The 17596-nt window shown below is 31.8% G+C and carries 20 protein-coding genes and 1 tRNA gene; 6 read left to right on the top strand and 15 right to left on the bottom strand.

Annotated features, from left to right (window positions below; all coding sequences use genetic code 11):
* Positions 1-8: 8 nt before the first annotated feature.
* From QVZ41_RS05935 to QVZ41_RS05925, 3 genes are read left to right on the top strand one after another with little or no spacing between them, the layout of a single operon-like run.
* Positions 9-341, top strand: coding sequence for an ArsR/SmtB family transcription factor (locus QVZ41_RS05935; RefSeq protein ID WP_302883635.1), 333 nt, complete (start codon positions 9-11; stop codon positions 339-341).
* Between the two features lie 22 nt (positions 342-363).
* Positions 364-828: a DUF6428 family protein gene (locus tag QVZ41_RS05930; protein ID WP_302883634.1), complete on the top strand. Its 465-nt coding sequence runs from the start codon at positions 364-366 to the stop codon at positions 826-828.
* Between the two features lie 10 nt (positions 829-838).
* Positions 839-1450: an arsenate-mycothiol transferase ArsC gene (locus QVZ41_RS05925; protein ID WP_302883633.1), complete on the top strand. Its 612-nt coding sequence runs from the start codon at positions 839-841 to the stop codon at positions 1448-1450.
* Between the two features lie 160 nt (positions 1451-1610).
* Here QVZ41_RS05925 and QVZ41_RS05920 read toward each other — a convergent pair whose 3' ends face one another.
* The 11 genes from QVZ41_RS05920 to QVZ41_RS05870 all read right to left on the bottom strand — a co-directional run bounded on the left by QVZ41_RS05920 (position 1611) and on the right by QVZ41_RS05870 (position 11914).
* Positions 1611-1781: an MgtC/SapB family protein gene (locus QVZ41_RS05920; protein ID WP_302883632.1), complete on the bottom strand. Its 171-nt coding sequence runs from the start codon at positions 1779-1781 to the stop codon at positions 1611-1613.
* Between the two features lie 150 nt (positions 1782-1931).
* Positions 1932-2504: a pseudouridine synthase gene (locus QVZ41_RS05915; RefSeq protein ID WP_302883631.1), complete on the bottom strand. Its 573-nt coding sequence runs from the start codon at positions 2502-2504 to the stop codon at positions 1932-1934.
* Between the two features lie 19 nt (positions 2505-2523).
* Positions 2524-2865 carry an arsenate reductase (glutaredoxin) gene (gene arsC / locus QVZ41_RS05910; RefSeq protein ID WP_302883630.1) on the bottom strand — a complete coding sequence of 114 codons (342 nt, stop codon included), beginning with the start codon at positions 2863-2865 and terminating at the stop codon, positions 2524-2526.
* A 68-nt stretch (positions 2866-2933) separates the two neighbouring features.
* Positions 2934-4040: a peptide chain release factor 2 gene (gene prfB / locus QVZ41_RS05905; RefSeq protein WP_302883629.1), complete on the bottom strand. Its 1107-nt coding sequence runs from the start codon at positions 4038-4040 to the stop codon at positions 2934-2936.
* A gap of 84 nt (positions 4041-4124) precedes the next feature.
* Positions 4125-6275 carry a peptidylprolyl isomerase gene (locus QVZ41_RS05900; protein ID WP_302883628.1) on the bottom strand — a complete coding sequence of 717 codons (2151 nt, stop codon included), beginning with the start codon at positions 6273-6275 and terminating at the stop codon, positions 4125-4127.
* Between the two features lie 90 nt (positions 6276-6365).
* Positions 6366-7631, bottom strand: coding sequence for a hemolysin family protein (locus tag QVZ41_RS05895; protein ID WP_302883627.1), 1266 nt, complete (start codon positions 7629-7631; stop codon positions 6366-6368).
* Positions 7632-7637: 6 nt separating this feature from the next.
* Positions 7638-7823, bottom strand: coding sequence for a hypothetical protein (locus QVZ41_RS05890; RefSeq protein ID WP_302883626.1), 186 nt, complete (start codon positions 7821-7823; stop codon positions 7638-7640).
* Positions 7824-7825: 2 nt separating this feature from the next.
* A complete protein-coding gene (lptC, locus tag QVZ41_RS05885; RefSeq protein ID WP_302883625.1) occupies positions 7826-8407 on the bottom strand; it encodes an LPS export ABC transporter periplasmic protein LptC in 582 nt (193 codons plus the stop codon).
* Positions 8408-8538: 131 nt separating this feature from the next.
* Positions 8539-9894 carry a tetratricopeptide repeat protein gene (locus tag QVZ41_RS05880; RefSeq protein WP_302883624.1) on the bottom strand — a complete coding sequence of 452 codons (1356 nt, stop codon included), beginning with the start codon at positions 9892-9894 and terminating at the stop codon, positions 8539-8541.
* Between the two features lie 15 nt (positions 9895-9909).
* The gene (gene bamG / locus QVZ41_RS05875) at positions 9910-11166 is read right to left on the bottom strand and encodes a BamG family beta-barrel-assembly machinery protein (RefSeq protein WP_302883623.1); all 1257 of its coding nucleotides are present in this window, start codon (positions 11164-11166) and stop codon (positions 9910-9912) included.
* The gene (locus QVZ41_RS05870; protein ID WP_302883622.1) at positions 11147-11914 is read right to left on the bottom strand and encodes a type III pantothenate kinase; all 768 of its coding nucleotides are present in this window, start codon (positions 11912-11914) and stop codon (positions 11147-11149) included. The genes bamG and QVZ41_RS05870 overlap by 20 nt, the downstream gene beginning before the upstream one ends.
* 77 nt (positions 11915-11991) lie before the next feature.
* On the opposite strand from QVZ41_RS05870, the gene QVZ41_RS05865 reads away from it, so the two are divergent.
* Together QVZ41_RS05865 and QVZ41_RS05860 are read left to right on the top strand one after the other, a co-directional pair.
* Positions 11992-12064 (top strand) — tRNA-Phe (locus tag QVZ41_RS05865).
* Positions 12065-12128: 64 nt separating this feature from the next.
* Entirely contained in the window at positions 12129-12344 is a 216-nt protein-coding gene (locus tag QVZ41_RS05860; protein WP_302883621.1) for a choice-of-anchor I domain-containing protein, read from the top strand.
* 136 nt (positions 12345-12480) lie between these two features.
* Here the strand turns inward: QVZ41_RS05860 and QVZ41_RS05855 are convergent, their stop codons facing one another.
* On the bottom strand, positions 12481-13329 hold the full coding sequence (locus QVZ41_RS05855; RefSeq protein WP_302883620.1) for a transketolase: 849 nt from the start codon (positions 13327-13329) through the stop codon (positions 12481-12483).
* A gap of 210 nt (positions 13330-13539) precedes the next feature.
* On the opposite strand from QVZ41_RS05855, the gene QVZ41_RS05850 reads away from it, so the two are divergent.
* On the top strand, positions 13540-14448 hold the full coding sequence (locus tag QVZ41_RS05850; protein ID WP_302883619.1) for an ROK family protein: 909 nt from the start codon (positions 13540-13542) through the stop codon (positions 14446-14448).
* Positions 14449-14511: 63 nt separating this feature from the next.
* On the opposite strand, the gene QVZ41_RS05845 is transcribed toward QVZ41_RS05850, so the two are convergent.
* Genes QVZ41_RS05845 through kduI form a run of 3 tightly spaced genes read right to left on the bottom strand, consistent with a single transcriptional unit; the run spans position 14512 to position 17354 of the window.
* Complete coding sequence (locus QVZ41_RS05845; protein ID WP_302883618.1) at positions 14512-15681, bottom strand: DUF4861 family protein; 1170 nt, start codon at positions 15679-15681, stop codon at positions 14512-14514.
* A gap of 16 nt (positions 15682-15697) precedes the next feature.
* Complete coding sequence (locus QVZ41_RS05840) at positions 15698-16492, bottom strand: gluconate 5-dehydrogenase (protein WP_302883617.1); 795 nt, start codon at positions 16490-16492, stop codon at positions 15698-15700.
* A 19-nt stretch (positions 16493-16511) separates the two neighbouring features.
* A complete protein-coding gene (gene kduI, locus QVZ41_RS05835) occupies positions 16512-17354 on the bottom strand; it encodes a 5-dehydro-4-deoxy-D-glucuronate isomerase (protein ID WP_302883616.1) in 843 nt (280 codons plus the stop codon).
* Between the last annotated feature and the right edge of the window lie 242 nt (positions 17355-17596).

Here is a 17596-nt window from a genome sequence, read left to right as displayed (position 1 = left end):
GTCGTCATATGGGAATTAGTAAAATAGAAAAGTTTACAGAAGAACAAAACAAGGTAGCAGCTTTGGCTAAAGCCTTAGCGCATCCAGCAAGAGTAGCTATTTTAGAATATTTATTCAAAACCAAGTCTTGTGTTTGTGGAGATATTGTAGAAGAAATAGGATTGGCTCAAGCCACCATTTCTCAGCACTTAAAAGAATTAAAAAGCATTGGGCTCATCAAAGGAAGTATTGATGGAACTCGCGTTTGTTATTGCATTGATGAAAACAATTGGGAACAAATGAATTCAATACTTAACAAATTTATATCCACTAAAAAAACGCAGAAAAATCAATGTTGTTAATCAATCCTAAAAATTGTAAAAAATGAAATTATCAGAATTAAAATCTGTTTTAAATAATTTAGAAACCATTGGATTTGTTTTACCAGATGAGACAAGAGTGCCAAGTCATTTTCATGTAACAGAAGTTGGAAAAGTAAGTAAACACTTTATTGATTGTGGTGGTGTTTTAAGAAAAGAAAATACAATCAACTTACAATTATGGGAAGCCAATGATTATGACCACAGATTGCATCCTGAAAAACTATTGCAAATTATTGAACTTTCTGAAAAAGTACTTCAGATAAAAGATTTAGAAATAGAAATTGAATACCAATCAAACACCATTGGTAAATATGGATTAGATTTTAATGGTCGTGATTTTTTATTAACTAACAAAACAACCAACTGTTTGGCCCCAGATCAATGTGGAGTGCCAAAAGAAAAAATAAAATTATCAGAATTAACAAATCAAAAATCAAAATGTGCTCCAGGTTCTGGATGCTGCTAAATTAAAATCTATGATATATCCAGAATTACAACGAGTAATAAAAGATGTAAATACCACTACAATTTCTTTAGAAAGAAAAGAAGTATTACAGCCATTAATCGACTACATTCAGCAGAAAAAAAATAGTCAAGAAAAAATTAATCTTAACTTTATTTGTACTCACAATTCAAGAAGAAGTCATTTATCGCAAATATGGGCACAAACCATGGCTGCTCAGTTTAACATCAACAATGTTTTTTGTTATTCTGGCGGAACAGAAGCTACTGCTTTGTTTCCCTTTGTAGCGATTACTTTAGAAAATTCAGGATTTCATATCCAGACTTTAACCAACAATACAAACCCTATTTACAGCATTAAATTCAGCAACGAAACACATCCTATCATAGGGTTTTCTAAAACTTATGATGATGATTTCAATCCTGAAGAATCTTTTGCTGCCATCATGACTTGTTCTAGTGCAGATCATGGCTGTCCATTTATTCCAGGAGCTGAAAAAAGAATTCCTATGACTTATGAAGACCCAAAAATATTTGATAATACACCTGAACAAGAAAACAAATACCAAGAAAGAAGTACACAAATTGCTACGGAAATGTATTATGTTTTTTCGCAAATAAAATAATAAAAAGTCCTTGTCATAAATGGATGAGGACTTTTATTTTAACAATTTCAATCTGAAACATTCCTATGTTTCAACCACCTATAAACAGGTTCTATTTCTGCACTTATAATTAAGACCAAAAGGGTACAAATAACGATTTCCATATAAAAACCTGTAGCTATCATACAACCAATAACAATACTACAATGGTAGCAGCCGTAGTAAGTTCATCATTTATTCCTTTGCTAAAAATCACGTCTGCTCCTAAAAACCCAATACCCGTAACCACTTGAGCTACAATTCCAGTAACATCAACATCATTATTTAATTCTGAAAATTTAAGGGATAACAAATATGTCAGAACCTGTTGCCACTAACACATATTGGATTTACATCTCTAGTGTCTTTCTAAGCCTATACAAAGCCCGTTACAAGGCAACAATTAATCTTAATATAAAATATTTTAAACTCATATGAGTTAATACAACATCATAAAAATTAATTAAATCAAAAAAGAATCTACTTTTAAAATTCCAGTTTCATCAATTTGAGACAACTGCATCTTCCCTACCCTAACTCTAATCAATCTTAAAACAGGAAAACCAACAGCAGAACACATTTTTCTGACTTGTCTAAATTTACCTTCAGTTAAGGTGATAGAAACCCAAGAAGTAGGGCCATGCCTATCATCTCTAATTTTCTTAGATCTATGTGGTAATTTATCTGGTATTGAAATACTTTTAACTTTAGCTGGTTTTGTTTTGTAATCTTCCCCATTCACGCCAATGATGACACCGTTTTTAAGAAGTTCTAAGGCATCAGCAGTAATGTATCCATCAACTTGTGCGTAATATTCTTTTTCCACCTTATTGGATCTAATTCTTTCGCTCTCACTACCATCAGTAGTTAACAACAACAAGCCTTCACTAGGTTCATCTAAACGACCAATGGCCATTGTACCCTTTGGTACTGTATACAAATCTCCTAAATACTTTTTTTTATGTGCTAACTTTTCTCCACTTGTAAATTGAGATAAGTAACCATAAGGTTTATGTATGATAAAATGGTGTTGCAAATTGATCTTTTAAAAAATTTTATAAAACCTCTTCTATTTTTTCAGTAGGTCGTGCCACAACAGCTTTTCCATGATTCACAACAATAGGGCGTTCTATCAATTTTGGAAAATCTACCATAGCCTGAATAATCTCAGTATTTGACAATTCCTTTCCTTTAAAATCACTTTTCCAAATAGCTTCATTTTTTCTAACCAACTCAATAGGTTTAACTCCTAATTCAGATATCATTTCTGTTAATGATTCTACTGTAAATGTATTTTCTAAATACTTTACAATTTCAAAATCAAGTCCTTTATCTTCTAAAAAAGCAACACCTTGTCTACTTTTGGTACATCTAGGATTGTGGTATATTTTTATCATTATTTTATTATTTTAATTGAGAAGTTCTCTACTACGCTCGAACACCTATTAAAATTTTATATTTTTTTTTACAATTCGTTCTTTTTTTCTGGTTGTCCAGCCATCATTAAATATGACTTTAAGAAACCATCTATATCACCATTCATGACTGCATCAACATTTCCAGTTTCATGAGACGTTCTAACATCTTTTACCAATTTATAAGGATGCATAACATAGTTACGAATCTGAGAACCAAAATCAATTTTCATTTTATTGGCTTCTATTTCTGTTCTGGCAGCCATTTTCTTTTGTAACTCAATTTCATATAATTGAGATTTTAGCAATTGCATGGCTTTGGTCTTGTTGTCTAACTGAGAACGAGTTTCTGAGTTTTCAATAATGATTCCTGTTGGGTGGTGACGTAAACGAACTGCCGTTTCAACTTTGTTTACATTTTGTCCTCCTGCTCCACTAGATCTCATGGTTTCAAAAGAAAATTCTGAGGGATCAATTTTAATTTCAATAGAATCATCTACCAAAGGATACACATAGACGGAAGCAAAAGAAGTATGACGTTTGGCATTACTATCAAACGGAGAAATACGCACCAAACGATGTACACCATTTTCCCCTTTTAAATATCCAAAAGCAAATTCACCTTCAATTTCAATGGTTACAGTTTTAATTCCAGCCGTATCACCATCTTGCAGATTCAATTCTTTTATTTTAAATCCTTGTTTGTTAGACCACATGCTATACATACGTAACAACATGGCAGCCCAATCACAACTTTCTGTTCCTCCTGCTCCTGCCGTAATTTGCAATACCGCACTCATTTCATCTCCTTCTTCAGAAAGCATGTTTCTAAATTCAATATCTTCTATTAAAGTAACCGCTTCAGCTTCTATATCGTTTACTTCTTCTTCAGTGGCTTCACCTTCTTTATAAAACTCAAGGGTAACGCCTAAATCTTCAATTAAAGTATTTGCTTTTTTATAATCTTCTACCCATTTTTTTAAACCTCTTAACACTTTCATGTGAGCTTCGGCTTCTTTGGGATGGTTCCAAAAATCTGGAGCCAAAGATCTTTCTTCTTGATTGGCAATTTCAATCAATTTTTTATCAATCTCTAAGTATTGTTTAAGCTTGGCAACTCTATTAGCCAATTTTTGTAGTTGTTCTTGAGTAATCATAATAACAAAGGTAAGAAACGTTGATATTGAGTACAAAAAAAGAGGCTCTAAAGCCTCTTTTTTATTTCTGTATAAATTGGATTCTTAGTAACGAGTGTCTCTATAATCTTCTATAGTCGCTTCTTCTTTTAATCCGTTGTATAATTGACTAGACACGCTAGATTTTACAATGTTATTTACTGTTTTAACACTTACTTTACTAGCATCAGCCTCAGGAACTGTTACAGATTTATTTACAATTGCAAAAACCCCTTTGTTTCCAACAATATTATTAACTAATGCTCCTTTTTTGCTTACTGCTGCTGCACTTACCACACCTGGCTCAATACCAACACCAGAAATGGTTGGAGCTCCTAAAGTTACATTGCTAAAGTTTTCTACTTTTACGTTGTTTGCTTTAGCGATAGCTTCTAAACTATCTGCATCCATTTTTTCTTCAAGCATTTCTGCTTTCTTTTGCTTGATTAAGATAGGCTCTACTTGGCTAAATGCATTGCTTGCAGACATCAATCCTTTTTCTTGCTTATTGGTTAACATCACAACCGCATATCCTTTTTCATCTAAGTCAAAACGTTTGGTCTCATTAATTTCGGTTTCTTCATCAAAAGCCCATTTTACAATTCTTCTGTTTTCTCCAACAGAACCTACATAAACATCCAAAGCTTTTAATCCATTTACTGGACTTACTGCATATCCTTTTTCTTTAGCGATTGCTTCAAAGTCACCACCATTTCTTAATTCATTAGCAAAAGTTTCTGCTTGTTCAAATACTTTGTTCTCTGTTTTTTCAGAAGCTTGAATTTGTCTTGCAATGGTTGCTAATTTATATGCTTTGTTAAAGTTCTTTTGGTCTTCAATTTTAATAATATGTAAACCATAAGCAGTTTTAACAATTCCTATAGATCCTTTTTTGTTTTCAAAACAGTAATCTCTAAATTCTGGAACCATTGCTCTGTACCCAAACCATCCTAAAGATCCTTCTTTAACAGCAGATCCTGGATCTGAAGAATAATTCTGTGCAATTTCACCGAATTTTTTAGATGATTTTTGAACAACTGTTAAAAGACTATCAGCCAATTTTTGTGCATCTGCTAAAGTTCTTGTTACTGTAGGTTGTGCTCCTTGTGCCCCAATAAAGTTAATTAAGATGTGACTTGCTTGAACTGAATCAGGAATTTGTTGTACGTCTAATAATTTAGATATTTTGTAGTACTGAGAAAATTTATAAGGTCCGACTACCTCTCCTATAGAAGCATTTTTAATTTCTTCTTTAGCAACTGTTGGTAATTCATCCTCAAATTGAAATCTATCTACCAATGGTAAATCAGAGGCATTTTCTTCAACAAATAATTTTGCGTTTTCGGTATTCTTAAAACCTTTAATTAGTTCTGTTGATTTAGAAAGTTTATTGTATTCTTCTTTATCAGCAATTAAAGACTCTAAGCTGTGTTTAATTTCCTCTTCATCTTCTTGTGAGGCAGTAAAAGCAAACTTAACAAGGTTTAGACTTCTTGTAGCCTCTGTTTGATATAAGTTTGAATGATCATTAATATAATCAGCAACTTCTTCCTTACTTACTTTCACTTCAGTATTAGGAATAGAAGAAAACGGCAAATAAACATAATCTGCACTAACACTTGTATTCGTGATTACATAATCGTTAATTGCTTCTACTTCTGTAACTCCAACACCAACATTTACTAAAGAATTATAGGCCTGCGTTAATAAATTTTGTTTGATTGATTTTTCATAGCTCAACCAACCTTGCAAGTATTGTTTACCTTGTTCAGAAGTATCTGCCTCTAAACCTGCAACATATGCTTTTAACAAATCTTCGTTAAAATTTCCGTCTTTATCTTTAAACTGAGGAGAGTTTACAACTTCATTACTTGAAATAATTGCTTGCCAAATTTCTCCTTCACCTATAACCACTCCTGCTTGAGCTAATTTAGTTTCATAAATCTTTTCCCTAACCATCTGATCCCATACCATGTTCTCAACAGTCATTGCTCCATAAGCAGATGCATTTCTATTTTGAGCTTTAAAGTTTTCAACTCTTGTTGCAAACTCTTTGTAAGAAATGTCCTCATCATTCACTTTTCCAATAGTATCTACATTTTTACTACTAAAAAAATCAATAATATTTTTAGGACTTACTACGAATGAAAACATCGCTAATCCAATAACGATGATTAAAAATCCTGAGCGATCTCTGATTTTTGATAATATTGCCATTTCTATATATGTAATTTTTTGATTGTCCGCTAAAATACAATTTCAATTGAAATCAGGAAATAAAAAGACTGTTTTTAAAGAAAAAAACAATTACTCTGTTGAATAATTAGATTTTAGGTAAACCTCTTCTATTCTTGCGTTGCTTACTTGTGTTATTTTGATGAAAAAACCATCTATTTGAAATTCTTCTCCTAATTGAGGGATATCTTCTATGCTTTCAATAATATAGCCTCCTAGAGTTTCATAAGATTCTGATTCTGGAATTTTTAAATCGTAGGTTTCGTTTAGATAATCTACCTCTAACCTTCCTGACAATTCAAACTCATTTTCATCCAATTTTTTATCTGTTAAGGCGATTTTATCATGTTCGTCTTCTATTTCCCCAAACAATTCTTCAATAATATCTTCTACTGTAATCACTCCAGAGGTTCCTCCGTATTCATCAATCACCACCGCAATGCTTTTACGTTTTTTCATCATAATGTTTAACACCTCATTAATCATCATAGATTCTGGTATGTACTCAACTGGTAATAGAATTGATTTAATGGTTTTAGGCATTTTAAACATTTCATAAGCATGAACGTACCCTACAATATCATCAAAAGAAGTTTTATATATTAAGATTTTAGAAAAACCTGTATCTACAAATCGCTGCTTTAGTTTGCTTACCCTATCGTGAATTTCAATGGCTTCAATGTCTGTTCTTGGTACCATAATTTCACGTGCTTTTACGGAATTAAACCCTAAAGCATTTTGAAAAATTTGAATTTCAGAATCAATTTCTTCATCGTCTTTCTTCCCTGTTTCTAACTGCTTATCAATATAATGACCTAATTCTTCTTTACTAAATTCTGTTCCTTCCTCATCTACATTGGCTCCAAAAAATAACTTTAATAAAACATTTGAAATTTGCTCTATAAAACCTGATATCAAATGAAACAACAAGTAAAAGAAATAAGCAGGTACCGCAAAAATAATGAGTGTTTCATTGGCATAAACTCTAAAAATAGCTTTGGGTAAAAACTCAGCTGTAATTAAAATAACCAGCGTAGATATAACGGTTTGCAGCAATAATAATGTAAAATCGTTCATGTCTTGTGGAAACAAAGTCACCAACTTTTTTCCCATGTAAAAACTATAAACAACCAAAGCAATATTATTACCGACCAACATAGTGGTAATAAATTTTGATGATTTTTCGGTTAACCTAGTTAACAGCCTTGAGGTTAATCCTTCTTTTTTCTTTTCCAAAGCAACTTGTAACTTATTTGAAGAAACAAATGCAATTTCTAAACCCGAAAAAAAGGCAGATAAAAGAATGGAGATAACAATAATAAGGATTTCTAAATCCATAGATTTTTATTTTTCTGTGCGGTTTTGTCTAAATCTACGTTTAAAAATAAACATAAAAAAAGCAAGAGCAGACATTAAAATAGAAACAATTGCTTTTTGTCTGTCTGTATTCCAATTGGTAAATATTTCAACTAAAAAAACGATTCCAACTGCTAAATAACCCCACTCTATAATTTTTGAAAACTTGTGCATTTTTATTCTTCTTTTTGATCTACGATAAAATCGCCTTTTGTATTATTTAATATCCAATTATTCAAGTTACTTTCCGATTCGAAACCAACACCATTCATCGTATCTTTTTCGGTGTAAATGGTAAAAGGTTTTTCGGTAAAATAATAATCTTCTTTTTGGTCCCAATACATTTGTTCTGTATTTAAAGTGACCCCATTTTCATGATTAACGACCACTACATGCCCTATAATTTCGGATATCGCTGTGGTTTGATAACTAATAGCATAATCTCCTGTAACGGTTACAGAATCTCTTGAAAGTCTATTAATTGTAACAATTTTAACTCCTTCAGGAAATTCATAGTATGGATTTAATTTTTTATTGGTATAATCCCAATAAAGTGGAGTAATCACTCTACTTACCGTGATACCTGAGTCCTTGCGGACAAGATTTACATTTTCAGAAACACCAACAGGTAAATTTTTATCCGCTAAAAAGTCATTAATTTCTTTTGATGAATTTTTACAGCTCACCAAAACAACTAGTATTAAACTTATTTTACTTAAATATTTTAGAATAAAAACAAAATTACTTTTCTGACTCATGCTTTTTAATAACTATTACAAATATAGGATTATAAATTCTAATGTAAACCATTACGATCCTCCGTTTGATTCATAAAAAAAGTCAAAGAAATTAATCTTTGACTTTTATATATTGTTTTGGTAAAATTAAACTATGGAACTCTTACGGTTTCCCCAATCCAACATTTAATCGTATAAGAATCACCAGATTTTAATCCTAATTCATTATTAAATACCAATTTTTTACTTGGTTCGTTTGCCGCATAAGCTTGTGCTAATTTTGATGCATAAACCCCAATACTTGGATCTACTTTACTTGCCTTTAATGCATATGTTTTTGCAGCTACATATACCATACGCTTTTCAAACTCATCATTTCCACAATCATTAACTGCACCTGCATATAAAGTAGCAATCATTGTATAAGCTCTACCAAAGTTAGATTTTGCTGCAATGGCTTTTTTAGCATATGAAACTGCTTTTGCATTCTGACCTCTTTTCTTAAAAATATCTGCTACCTTGTATAAATTTTTAGCCTTTTTAGCTGGATCTGTTTCTTGAGAAATAGCTTTATCAAAGAAAGAAATGGCTTTCTCAGTTTCTCCTTTATCCATTAACAAACCTGCATACAATACAGATGCTTCTGGTGATGGGTCTATTTCTTGGTATTGTTCTACCAAGCTAGCATACAAAGGATCTTCTGTACAATCTTTTTTAAACATACGGTTGATTGCTCTTGTTACCCAAACTTTGTTTGTTTTGTTCTCTTCAAACTCTGTAGTGTATAAAGGAATTAAGTATTCACAAGTAGAAATTTCTTCCATTCTTTGATCTAAGATAGCTTCTACTTGCCCTAAAGCCTTAGAGTTTACGGTATAGATATGTAAATTTCTTTTTTCTGATGAAATCAAAGTTTGACCTTCTTCTTGTTTTGCTTTTAATTTTTGAATATTATCTAAATATCCTTCAACTTTTGCGTTGATAGCCTCCACAGTAACATCATAGGTTGTAAACACTAACTGTAAATCTGTATCTTTATATTTATCAATTACCGTTGTAAAATAACTAATGATAGAACCTACTCCTAATTTAGTAGGATCAATTTTAAAGGCTTGATCATAGTGATTAAAAATTTCTTCTTTATCACCACCTACTTCCTCTAAAAAATCTGCATAATCACTATGTGCTTTAGCAGGATCTTCATCTGGATAGTTTACAAATCTTTTCTCAAACATTTTTTTACCCAAAACAGCTACTTCTGCTTTTTTTTCTGGTTTTTCTTTTAACACATCATCCAATAAATTCCCTCCATATTTATAGATATTTGCAGTTAATTTAGGACTATTATCTAAACACCACTCTAGGTTCTTAAGTGCTGATTCGTAATTTTTGGTTTTGTAATCTGTTTTTAACATGTTATAACGTAAAGCTGGATCATCCTGTGCATGAGCCGTAAACATCATAACTGAAAATAAAATTGTAAAAATTGTTAGTAGTCTTGTTTTCATAATATTATTGATTATTTAGCGTATTACTCGTTTTTCAAACCATTTGTCAGATAGAGAAAAGTTCACTCCAACATTGATGTATTTTTCTTCGTATTTATTTTTAGAAAAATCTCCTAATTTTCCTACTTCAAGTGTGAAGTTTGCGTACGAAATTCTCTTTCCTATTGGCAATCCTAGTCCAAAAGACATGCCAATATTTTTTAAACTCTCATTATTTAATACCGTTCCCGTGTTTTCATACTTAAATCCTGCTCTATAAGCTACCCTATTAAAATAGTTTTTTAATGCGTATCTTTTAGGGATAATGTACCCTCCAACACTAATCTTAGAACGAGACTCAAAACTTAACTGGCTATCTGAAAAACCTTGATTAAAGGTATTTCCTGAATAAGTTGTTGCTCCTTGATTTTCATACGAAACTCCGGCAAACCAATTGTTATAGGTACCTAAACCTACTCCAAAAACAGATTTAAATGAATTTTCTTGTACTCCAGACAAACCTGAGCTAACAGGAGTATCAATCATTGCAAAAGTATTTTCATTGGTTTGTATAGCTTCGTAAAACTTAGCAGTCCCGGTAGCTGTCATTTGGTGACCTAAAACTCCATAAGCACCTACTTGTGCTATTATTTTTTCTGACAAACTCATTTTATATTGAGCACCTATTTTTGTAGTAAGTCCCTTAACATTATATGTTTGATCGTAAACTGTAGCTTTCTGAACATTTTTAAAAGCCTGTTTTTTAGTAGTTTCTCCAAAGTAAGCATTTGCTTGCAATCCTAATGAAAAGTTTTTAAACACTTCATAACCTAAACCAGCATATATTTGATTAACACCTCCACTACCATAATTGTAAAAGTTATCAGTATTTACCTCATAACCTACAGCAGAATGTACTCGTAACCCCATAGCAAAGCCCCCTTTAACACCTAACGGTACTCCAAAAGACAAATTAGACAATGTAGTATTTGAACTTTTAAAATTAGCCTCTGGAGAAGATACATCAGCACTTTGCACTTGAAATGATAATCCAAATGATGTAAACTGTAAATCCGACAATAAAGCTGGGTTGGTAAAAGTAAGTACCTCAAAATTATTATTTCCTACAACTGATAAATCTCCTTGTGCCTTTTCGGCTATAGTTGCTTCTGAAAAAGTAGTTCCTAAACCTATATTAGATAATAGGGATGAAACTTGTTGTTCTTGTGCTTTTGCAGACACAAAAAACAACGTGAATAATCCAACAACGATATTACTTAAGTTTTGCTTCATTTTTATTTTGATACGTTAGAACCGCATTTAATCCTTCTAACAAAAAATTAGGGTTGACAAATATGCTATTTTTTAATTGTTTATACAAGGAATTAGCATCTCCTCCCGTTAATATTATATTAACATCTTTAAATTTTTGTTGATAATGCGCAATAGCTCCATCCATCTCAAACACCATACCATTTAAAACACCACTTTCCATAGATTGTTTTGTAGATTTTCCAATCATTTCTACAGAACCTGATGGAATCTCTAAATCTGGCAACTTTTTTGTAAAAAAATGCATGCTCTTAAAACGCATTTTTAATCCTGGAGAAATAGCTCCTCCTAAATAGTGTCCGTGTTTATCAATAAAATCATAAGTAACACAAGTTCCAGCATCTATCACCAAAGAATTTTGATTTGGGAATTGAGACCAAGCCCCTGCTACCAAAGCCATTCTATCTACCCCTAAAGTTTTTGGAGTCTCGTATAAATTTGTAAAAGGCAAAGAGGTTTCATGTGACAAAAAAAACTTGTTAATGATAGCTAACTCCCCTACTATGTGATTTACATCATCTGTTACCGAAGAGACAATCAAAGATTTAATGTCATATTTTCTGATAAAAACATCAATCATTTCTTTACAGTCTTCAAGATTGGAAATCACCAAATCAACCAGCTGAACATCCTTAAACACCGCTAGTTTTATTCTAGTATTTCCTTCATCAATAATTAAATTCATCACATCTATATTTATAGACTTCAAATATAGAAACATTTTTTTGTCAAAAAATTTGTAAAACTTTAAAAAGATTATATATTTGCAACCGCTAAGTTAAGCATGGTGCCTTAGCTCAGTTGGTAGAGCAAAGGACTGAAAATCCTTGTGTCCCTGGTTCGATTCCTGGAGGCACCACATCAAAAACCACAACGTAATTGTTGTGGTTTTTTTGTTTTTAATATATTCGTTTGTAAAAACCGTGTTATTTGTTGACTTAGAAAGAACCAGCGCTGTGTTTATTTATAACATTACGAATCCTTTAAATCTTAAGTTTATTACTTGGTTATATGGAGCACAAGATATTGCTACTGAGGGAATTATTACAATTGATAAAGCCGATAGCCCTACTGGAAATTATTTAATGATTGCTACCAACGAAGTGTCTAGTACCATTGCTATTTACGAGATAAAATAATATCACATCTAAAAAACATAAAAAGAGGCTTTCCTAATGAAAGCCTCTTTTATTCTCTTAAGTTTATATCATAAAAAAAAGCGCTGTATTGTTGCAGCGCTTTTTACTAATATATTTTAACTAGATAATTATAATCTTAATAATCTCCTAAAGTTGCAGGGTTTTGAGACAATGCGTTTTCTAATTGCTCATCATTAGGTGCTTTACCATGCCAAGCATGCGTATGCATCATAAAGTCAACTCCGTTCCCCATTTCTGTATATAATAAAATACAAACAGGTTTTCCATTTCCAGTTAAAGATTGAGCTTTTTTTACTCCAGCAATAATAGCCTCAATATCATTTCCTTCTTTAACTTCTAAAACTTCCCATCCAAAAGCTTCAAACTTAGCTTTAATAGATCCCATTGGTAATACCTGATCAGTAGTACCATCAATTTGTTTTAAGTTAACATCAACCGCAGCAATATAGTTATCTACTTTTTTAGCAGCAGCATACATAATTGCTTCCCAGTTTTGACCTTCTTGTAACTCACCATCACCGTGTAAACTATAAACCAAACGAGTATCTCCGTTTAATTTTTTTGCTTGAGCTGCTCCAAGAGCAACACTCATTCCTTGTCCTAAAGAGCCAGAAGCGATACGTATTCCTGGCAAACCTTCATGAGTAGTTGGATGCCCTTGCAATCTTGAATCTAACAAACGGAACGTTGCTAACTCAGATACTGGAAAATATCCACTACGAGATAATACACTATAAAATACTGGAGAGATATGTCCATTAGACAAAAAGAACAAATCTTGATCTTTTCCATCCATATCAAACACATCAGCATTGTGCTTCATAATTTCTTGATACAACACTGTAATATACTCTGCACACCCTAAAGAACCTCCTGGATGTCCTGAGTTTACAGCATGAACCATACGTAAAATATCTCTTCTTACTTGTTGTGTAAAATCTTTTAGCTCTTGAATACTTGCCATTTTATTTAATTTAGTGCGGCAAAAATACAGTTTTATTTATGTAGGACAAATTATTTTGAATTGTAAATCAGTGATATTTCATCAAAAAATGCATTTAAAAGCAAAATAATCTAAATTTAAACCACATAATCCCTTTACATAGCTTCATAAAAACAGATTTTACTTATATTTACTCACATAGCCTTATTTTAATTTATAAAACAAAGTAGGATGGAAGAATATATAGGTATTGATGTTGGTGGAACCAACATCAAAATTGGAATTGTAAACAAAAAAGGCCTTTTGTTAAAAAAAGAAAAATATCCCACTTCTATATTACAAGAAAGCGATAATTTTATAAATGAATTTGTGAAGATTATTGGACAGGAATTAAAAACCCATCCACATATTAAGAGAGTTGGAATTGCAGTACCTGGTATGATTTCTAAAGACAGATTATCAACGGTATTCATGGCAAATATACCTGAATTCAACAACACTCCTTTAATTCCTATCTTAGAAAAAAAACATCCTAAAATTAGTTTCTATCTAGAAAATGATGCCAATGCTGCTGCTATAGGAGAATTACATTTTGCAAAAACAAAAGTTCCGAAAAACTTTATTTTTATGACTTTAGGAACTGGACTTGGAGGAGCGGCTGTATTAAATGGTAAAATTTTTAAAGGAGGAAATGGAAATGCCATGGAAGCTGGTCATATCATTTCTTCTAATGGAAAAACTGCTGAAGAAAACATGGGAAAAAAGGCCATTGTTGACATGGCTTTAAAAAAAATAAAAAAAGGTAAAAAAACCAGCTTAGTTACAAAAAATCTAACCGCTAAAGACATTGTTATTGCCGCCACAAACGACGACCCTATTGCTGTTGATGTTTTTAAAAAAGTAGGAACTATTTTAGGAGAAACCCTAGTGTCAACCATTAGAATATTAGATGTAAAAACTATTTTTATTGGAGGTGGTGTAAGCAAAACCTTTAAAATAGTAAAAAAGAACATGAACAAAGCTCTTAAAAAAAGACTTCCTGATTATTATTTGGAGGATTTGGATATTAGACTAGCTACTTTAGGGAATGATGCAGGAATTATTGGAGCTGCAGCTCTTTGCTTTAAAGAAGATTCATAAAAAAAAGAGGATGAAGTAATCATCCTCTTTTTTTGTAAATCTAAAAAATGTTTAACATCATTTTTACTTAACTCTTTTAACAATCAATGGATTGTCTATTTTGGTTTTAAAATCACTTAAATAATGATACCAATCTTCTTTAGTTTTAAATTCACCTGCTTTTTTCCATCCAAAACCTGAATAGTAAACAGCTTGGTTATTTGTTACTTTTAAATCTACAAATGCATTACACAAATCTTTATTATCTACAATATAAGTATTGTTGTTAATAAAAGAATCTCCTGTCGCAACTACAGCAGTTCCAATTTCAGAATCATCTAAAGGTTCCCAATAACTGATCCATCCTTTGGCTTTATCACCATATACAACACCTTCTTGTTTGTGTAAAGTCAATCCAACTGAAACAACATCAGTTCCTGTAATATAATCTTCTATTTTAGATAAATTACTCCCTCTATCCAAAGTAATCACCTTGTATTCACTAATATTTTTATCATCAGCTTTCCAATCAGCATACTTTAAATAAAACGATGTCCTCAAAGGTCCTGTAGTAATGGTTCTCCACTCTGTATAATTTTTCGATATATAATACTCACCATTTACTTTTACCGAACTTCCTCCTACACCTCTACTTGACCCTACATGGAAATTATCTAATCCTTCACCAGTGTCTACATGATAACTTCCTGTTTTATCAACAACTGTTTTTTGATACCACTTATTGATAATAGGATAACTTACTCTTTTTAACCAAGCATCAATTCCACTAGAAAGTGTTCCTGTAGGATCGTTTTCTTCATTTAATCTTTGAGCTGTAGGCCCATATACTCTAAAAGCAACTTTGTCATTTTCCCAAGTATAATCATCAGTACGCTCTGGAACAAATCTAGAATAACACAAATTTTCTCCTTTTGGTACTTTACTTTTAGAAATATTGGCAATTTTGTATATTGATTTAGCGTAAGGAGCTATTGTTGGCTGAAATATAATTTCATCCATAATTCCATCTCCATCAACATCAATTAATTGTGTAATTTCATACTCATTGGTTTCTGTATTCTTAATACCTAAACCTTCAAGACTTTGAAGTTCTAAAAATTCTTTAGTAAGTGTTACAGTTTCAAAAGAACGTTCTTTATCTAACATATTTTGTACAAAAACAGTTCTAGTATTTGAACAAGACAACAGAGTAAACATGGTTACTGATGCTGTAATATTGAATAGGAATTTCATATTTTACTCTTGTAGATTAATCTTCGTTTGATGGTTTTCCAATAGTTGCTAAAATTCCTCCATCAACATAAAGTACCTGACCATTTACAAAATTACTGGCCTTAGAACTTAAGAAAATAGCAGCTCCTTGTAAATCATCTGGGTCTCCCCAAACACCTGCTGGAGTTCTACTAATAATAAACTCGTTAAAAGGGTTTCCATCAACTCTAATAGGTGCGGTTTGACTTGTAGCAAAATATCCTGGTCCAATTCCATTGGTTTGAATATTAAATTTAGCCCATTCTGTAGCCATATTTTGAGTAAGCATTTTTAAACCACCTTTTGCTGCCGCATAAGCTCCTACAGAATTTCTTCCTAATTCACTCATCATAGAACAAATATTAATGATCTTTCCATTTCTTCTCTCAATCATTCCTTTCACAACCGCCTTAGAAACAATAAAAGGCGAAACCAAATCCACATCTATTACTTGTTTAAAATCAGCAACTTCCATTTCTACCAATGGAGTTCTTTTGATAATTCCAGCATTGTTAATTAGAATGTCTATAGCTCCAACTTCCGATTCTATTTTCTTGATGCTTGCCACAACTTGTTCTTCATTAGTAACATCAAACAAGTATCCAGAAGCATTGATCCCAGCAGCTTTGTACTCAGCAACAGCATTGTCTAATTTTTCTTGAGATGAATTTCCGTTGACAACAATTGTTGCTCCAGCCAAACCTAAACCTTTAGCCATGGCCATTCCTAAACCATGTGTTGCTCCAGTAATAAGAGCTATTTTTCCTGATAGGTCAAATAATTGTGTTGACATGTATATTTCTTTTTTTAGATTATCTTAATTCTGTTATTTTACAAACATCCATATCTCCATAGTCTAAGTTTTCACCAGCCATACCCCAAATAAAAGTATAAGAAGAAGTTCCTGCACCTGAGTGAATTGACCAAGGTGGAGAAATAATTGCTTGGTGATTGGCCATCCATACATGTCTTGTTTCTGTTGGTTGTCCCATAAAATGAGAAACTGCTTGATCTTGTGGCACGTCTAAATAGAAATAAACTTCCATTCTTCTGTCGTGTACGTGAGCTGGCATAGTGTTCCATACACTTCCTGATTTTAAAGTAGTCATTCCCATTTGTAACTGACAAACATCAACTACACTGTTAACTATATATTTACGAATGGTTCTTGCATTACAAGTTTCTGGTGTCCCTAATTCTACAACCTCAACATCGTCTAAACCTATTTTTTTAGTAGGATAGGCTTTGTGCGCAGGTGTTGAGTTGATATAAAATATGGCTGGATTAGAAGAAGAATTACTAGAGAAAATAATCTCTTTATTCCCTCTTCCTATATACAAAGCTTCTTTATGTCCTAATTCATATATCTCACCATCAACACTTACAGTTCCCGTTTCACCAACATTAATTACTCCTAATTCTCTTCTTTCTAAAAAATAAGTAGACTTTAATTGATCTATTGTTTCTAATGTAATAGATTTATTTACTGGTAAAACACCTCCTGTAATGTATCTATCATAATGAGAATACACCAATTTAACTTGATCTTCAGTAAACAAGTCTTCTATTAAAAACTCATCTCTTAATTGTTGGGTATCCATCTGTTTTACTTCTCTTGGAGAAGCTGCATATCTAGTCTCGATATTTTGTTTCATGCTATATTGTATTAGTATTTAATTCTACGTAAATGTAGTAAAAAAAAAATACAATACAATCGATTGTATTATGAATATAAAATTATACATTTGCTTTAACGCTAATAATTCAATAATTTTTTTTCATAAATTTTGCACATACATCAGAAAAAAGAGTATTGAATCATAGAAAAACATAATATAAATAACATTACCTTAACACCTTTACTTAGAACTTAATTTACTTAAAATCATCATTAAAA

The sequence above is a fragment of the Wenyingzhuangia gilva genome (genome assembly GCF_030519655.1).
Taxonomy (GTDB): Bacteria; Bacteroidota; Bacteroidia; order Flavobacteriales; family Flavobacteriaceae; genus Wenyingzhuangia; species Wenyingzhuangia gilva.
This window is presented reverse-complemented; position numbering and strand designations above follow the sequence as displayed.

Excerpts from the sequence above, each read along its gene's own strand:
- QVZ41_RS05935 (WP_302883635.1), top strand. The coding sequence starts at position 9 with ATGGGAATTAGTAAAATAGAAAAGTTTACAGAAGAACAAAACAAGGTA.
- QVZ41_RS05930 (WP_302883634.1), top strand. The coding sequence starts at position 364 with ATGAAATTATCAGAATTAAAATCTGTTTTAAATAATTTAGAAACCATT.
- QVZ41_RS05925 (WP_302883633.1), top strand. The coding sequence starts at position 839 with ATGATATATCCAGAATTACAACGAGTAATAAAAGATGTAAATACCACT.
- arsC (WP_302883630.1), bottom strand. The coding sequence starts at position 2,865 with ATGATAAAAATATACCACAATCCTAGATGTACCAAAAGTAGACAAGGT.
- prfB (WP_302883629.1), bottom strand. The coding sequence starts at position 4,040 with ATGATTACTCAAGAACAACTACAAAAATTGGCTAATAGAGTTGCCAAG.
- QVZ41_RS05900 (WP_302883628.1), bottom strand. The coding sequence starts at position 6,275 with ATGGCAATATTATCAAAAATCAGAGATCGCTCAGGATTTTTAATCATC.
- QVZ41_RS05895 (WP_302883627.1), bottom strand. The coding sequence starts at position 7,631 with ATGGATTTAGAAATCCTTATTATTGTTATCTCCATTCTTTTATCTGCC.
- QVZ41_RS05890 (WP_302883626.1), bottom strand. The coding sequence starts at position 7,823 with ATGCACAAGTTTTCAAAAATTATAGAGTGGGGTTATTTAGCAGTTGGA.
- lptC (WP_302883625.1), bottom strand. The coding sequence starts at position 8,407 with ATGAGTCAGAAAAGTAATTTTGTTTTTATTCTAAAATATTTAAGTAAA.
- QVZ41_RS05880 (WP_302883624.1), bottom strand. The coding sequence starts at position 9,894 with ATGAAAACAAGACTACTAACAATTTTTACAATTTTATTTTCAGTTATG.
- bamG (WP_302883623.1), bottom strand. The coding sequence starts at position 11,166 with ATGAAGCAAAACTTAAGTAATATCGTTGTTGGATTATTCACGTTGTTT.
- QVZ41_RS05855 (WP_302883620.1), bottom strand. The coding sequence starts at position 13,329 with ATGGCAAGTATTCAAGAGCTAAAAGATTTTACACAACAAGTAAGAAGA.
- QVZ41_RS05850 (WP_302883619.1), top strand. The coding sequence starts at position 13,540 with ATGGAAGAATATATAGGTATTGATGTTGGTGGAACCAACATCAAAATT.
- QVZ41_RS05845 (WP_302883618.1), bottom strand. The coding sequence starts at position 15,681 with ATGAAATTCCTATTCAATATTACAGCATCAGTAACCATGTTTACTCTG.
- QVZ41_RS05840 (WP_302883617.1), bottom strand. The coding sequence starts at position 16,492 with ATGTCAACACAATTATTTGACCTATCAGGAAAAATAGCTCTTATTACT.
- kduI (WP_302883616.1), bottom strand. The coding sequence starts at position 17,354 with ATGAAACAAAATATCGAGACTAGATATGCAGCTTCTCCAAGAGAAGTA.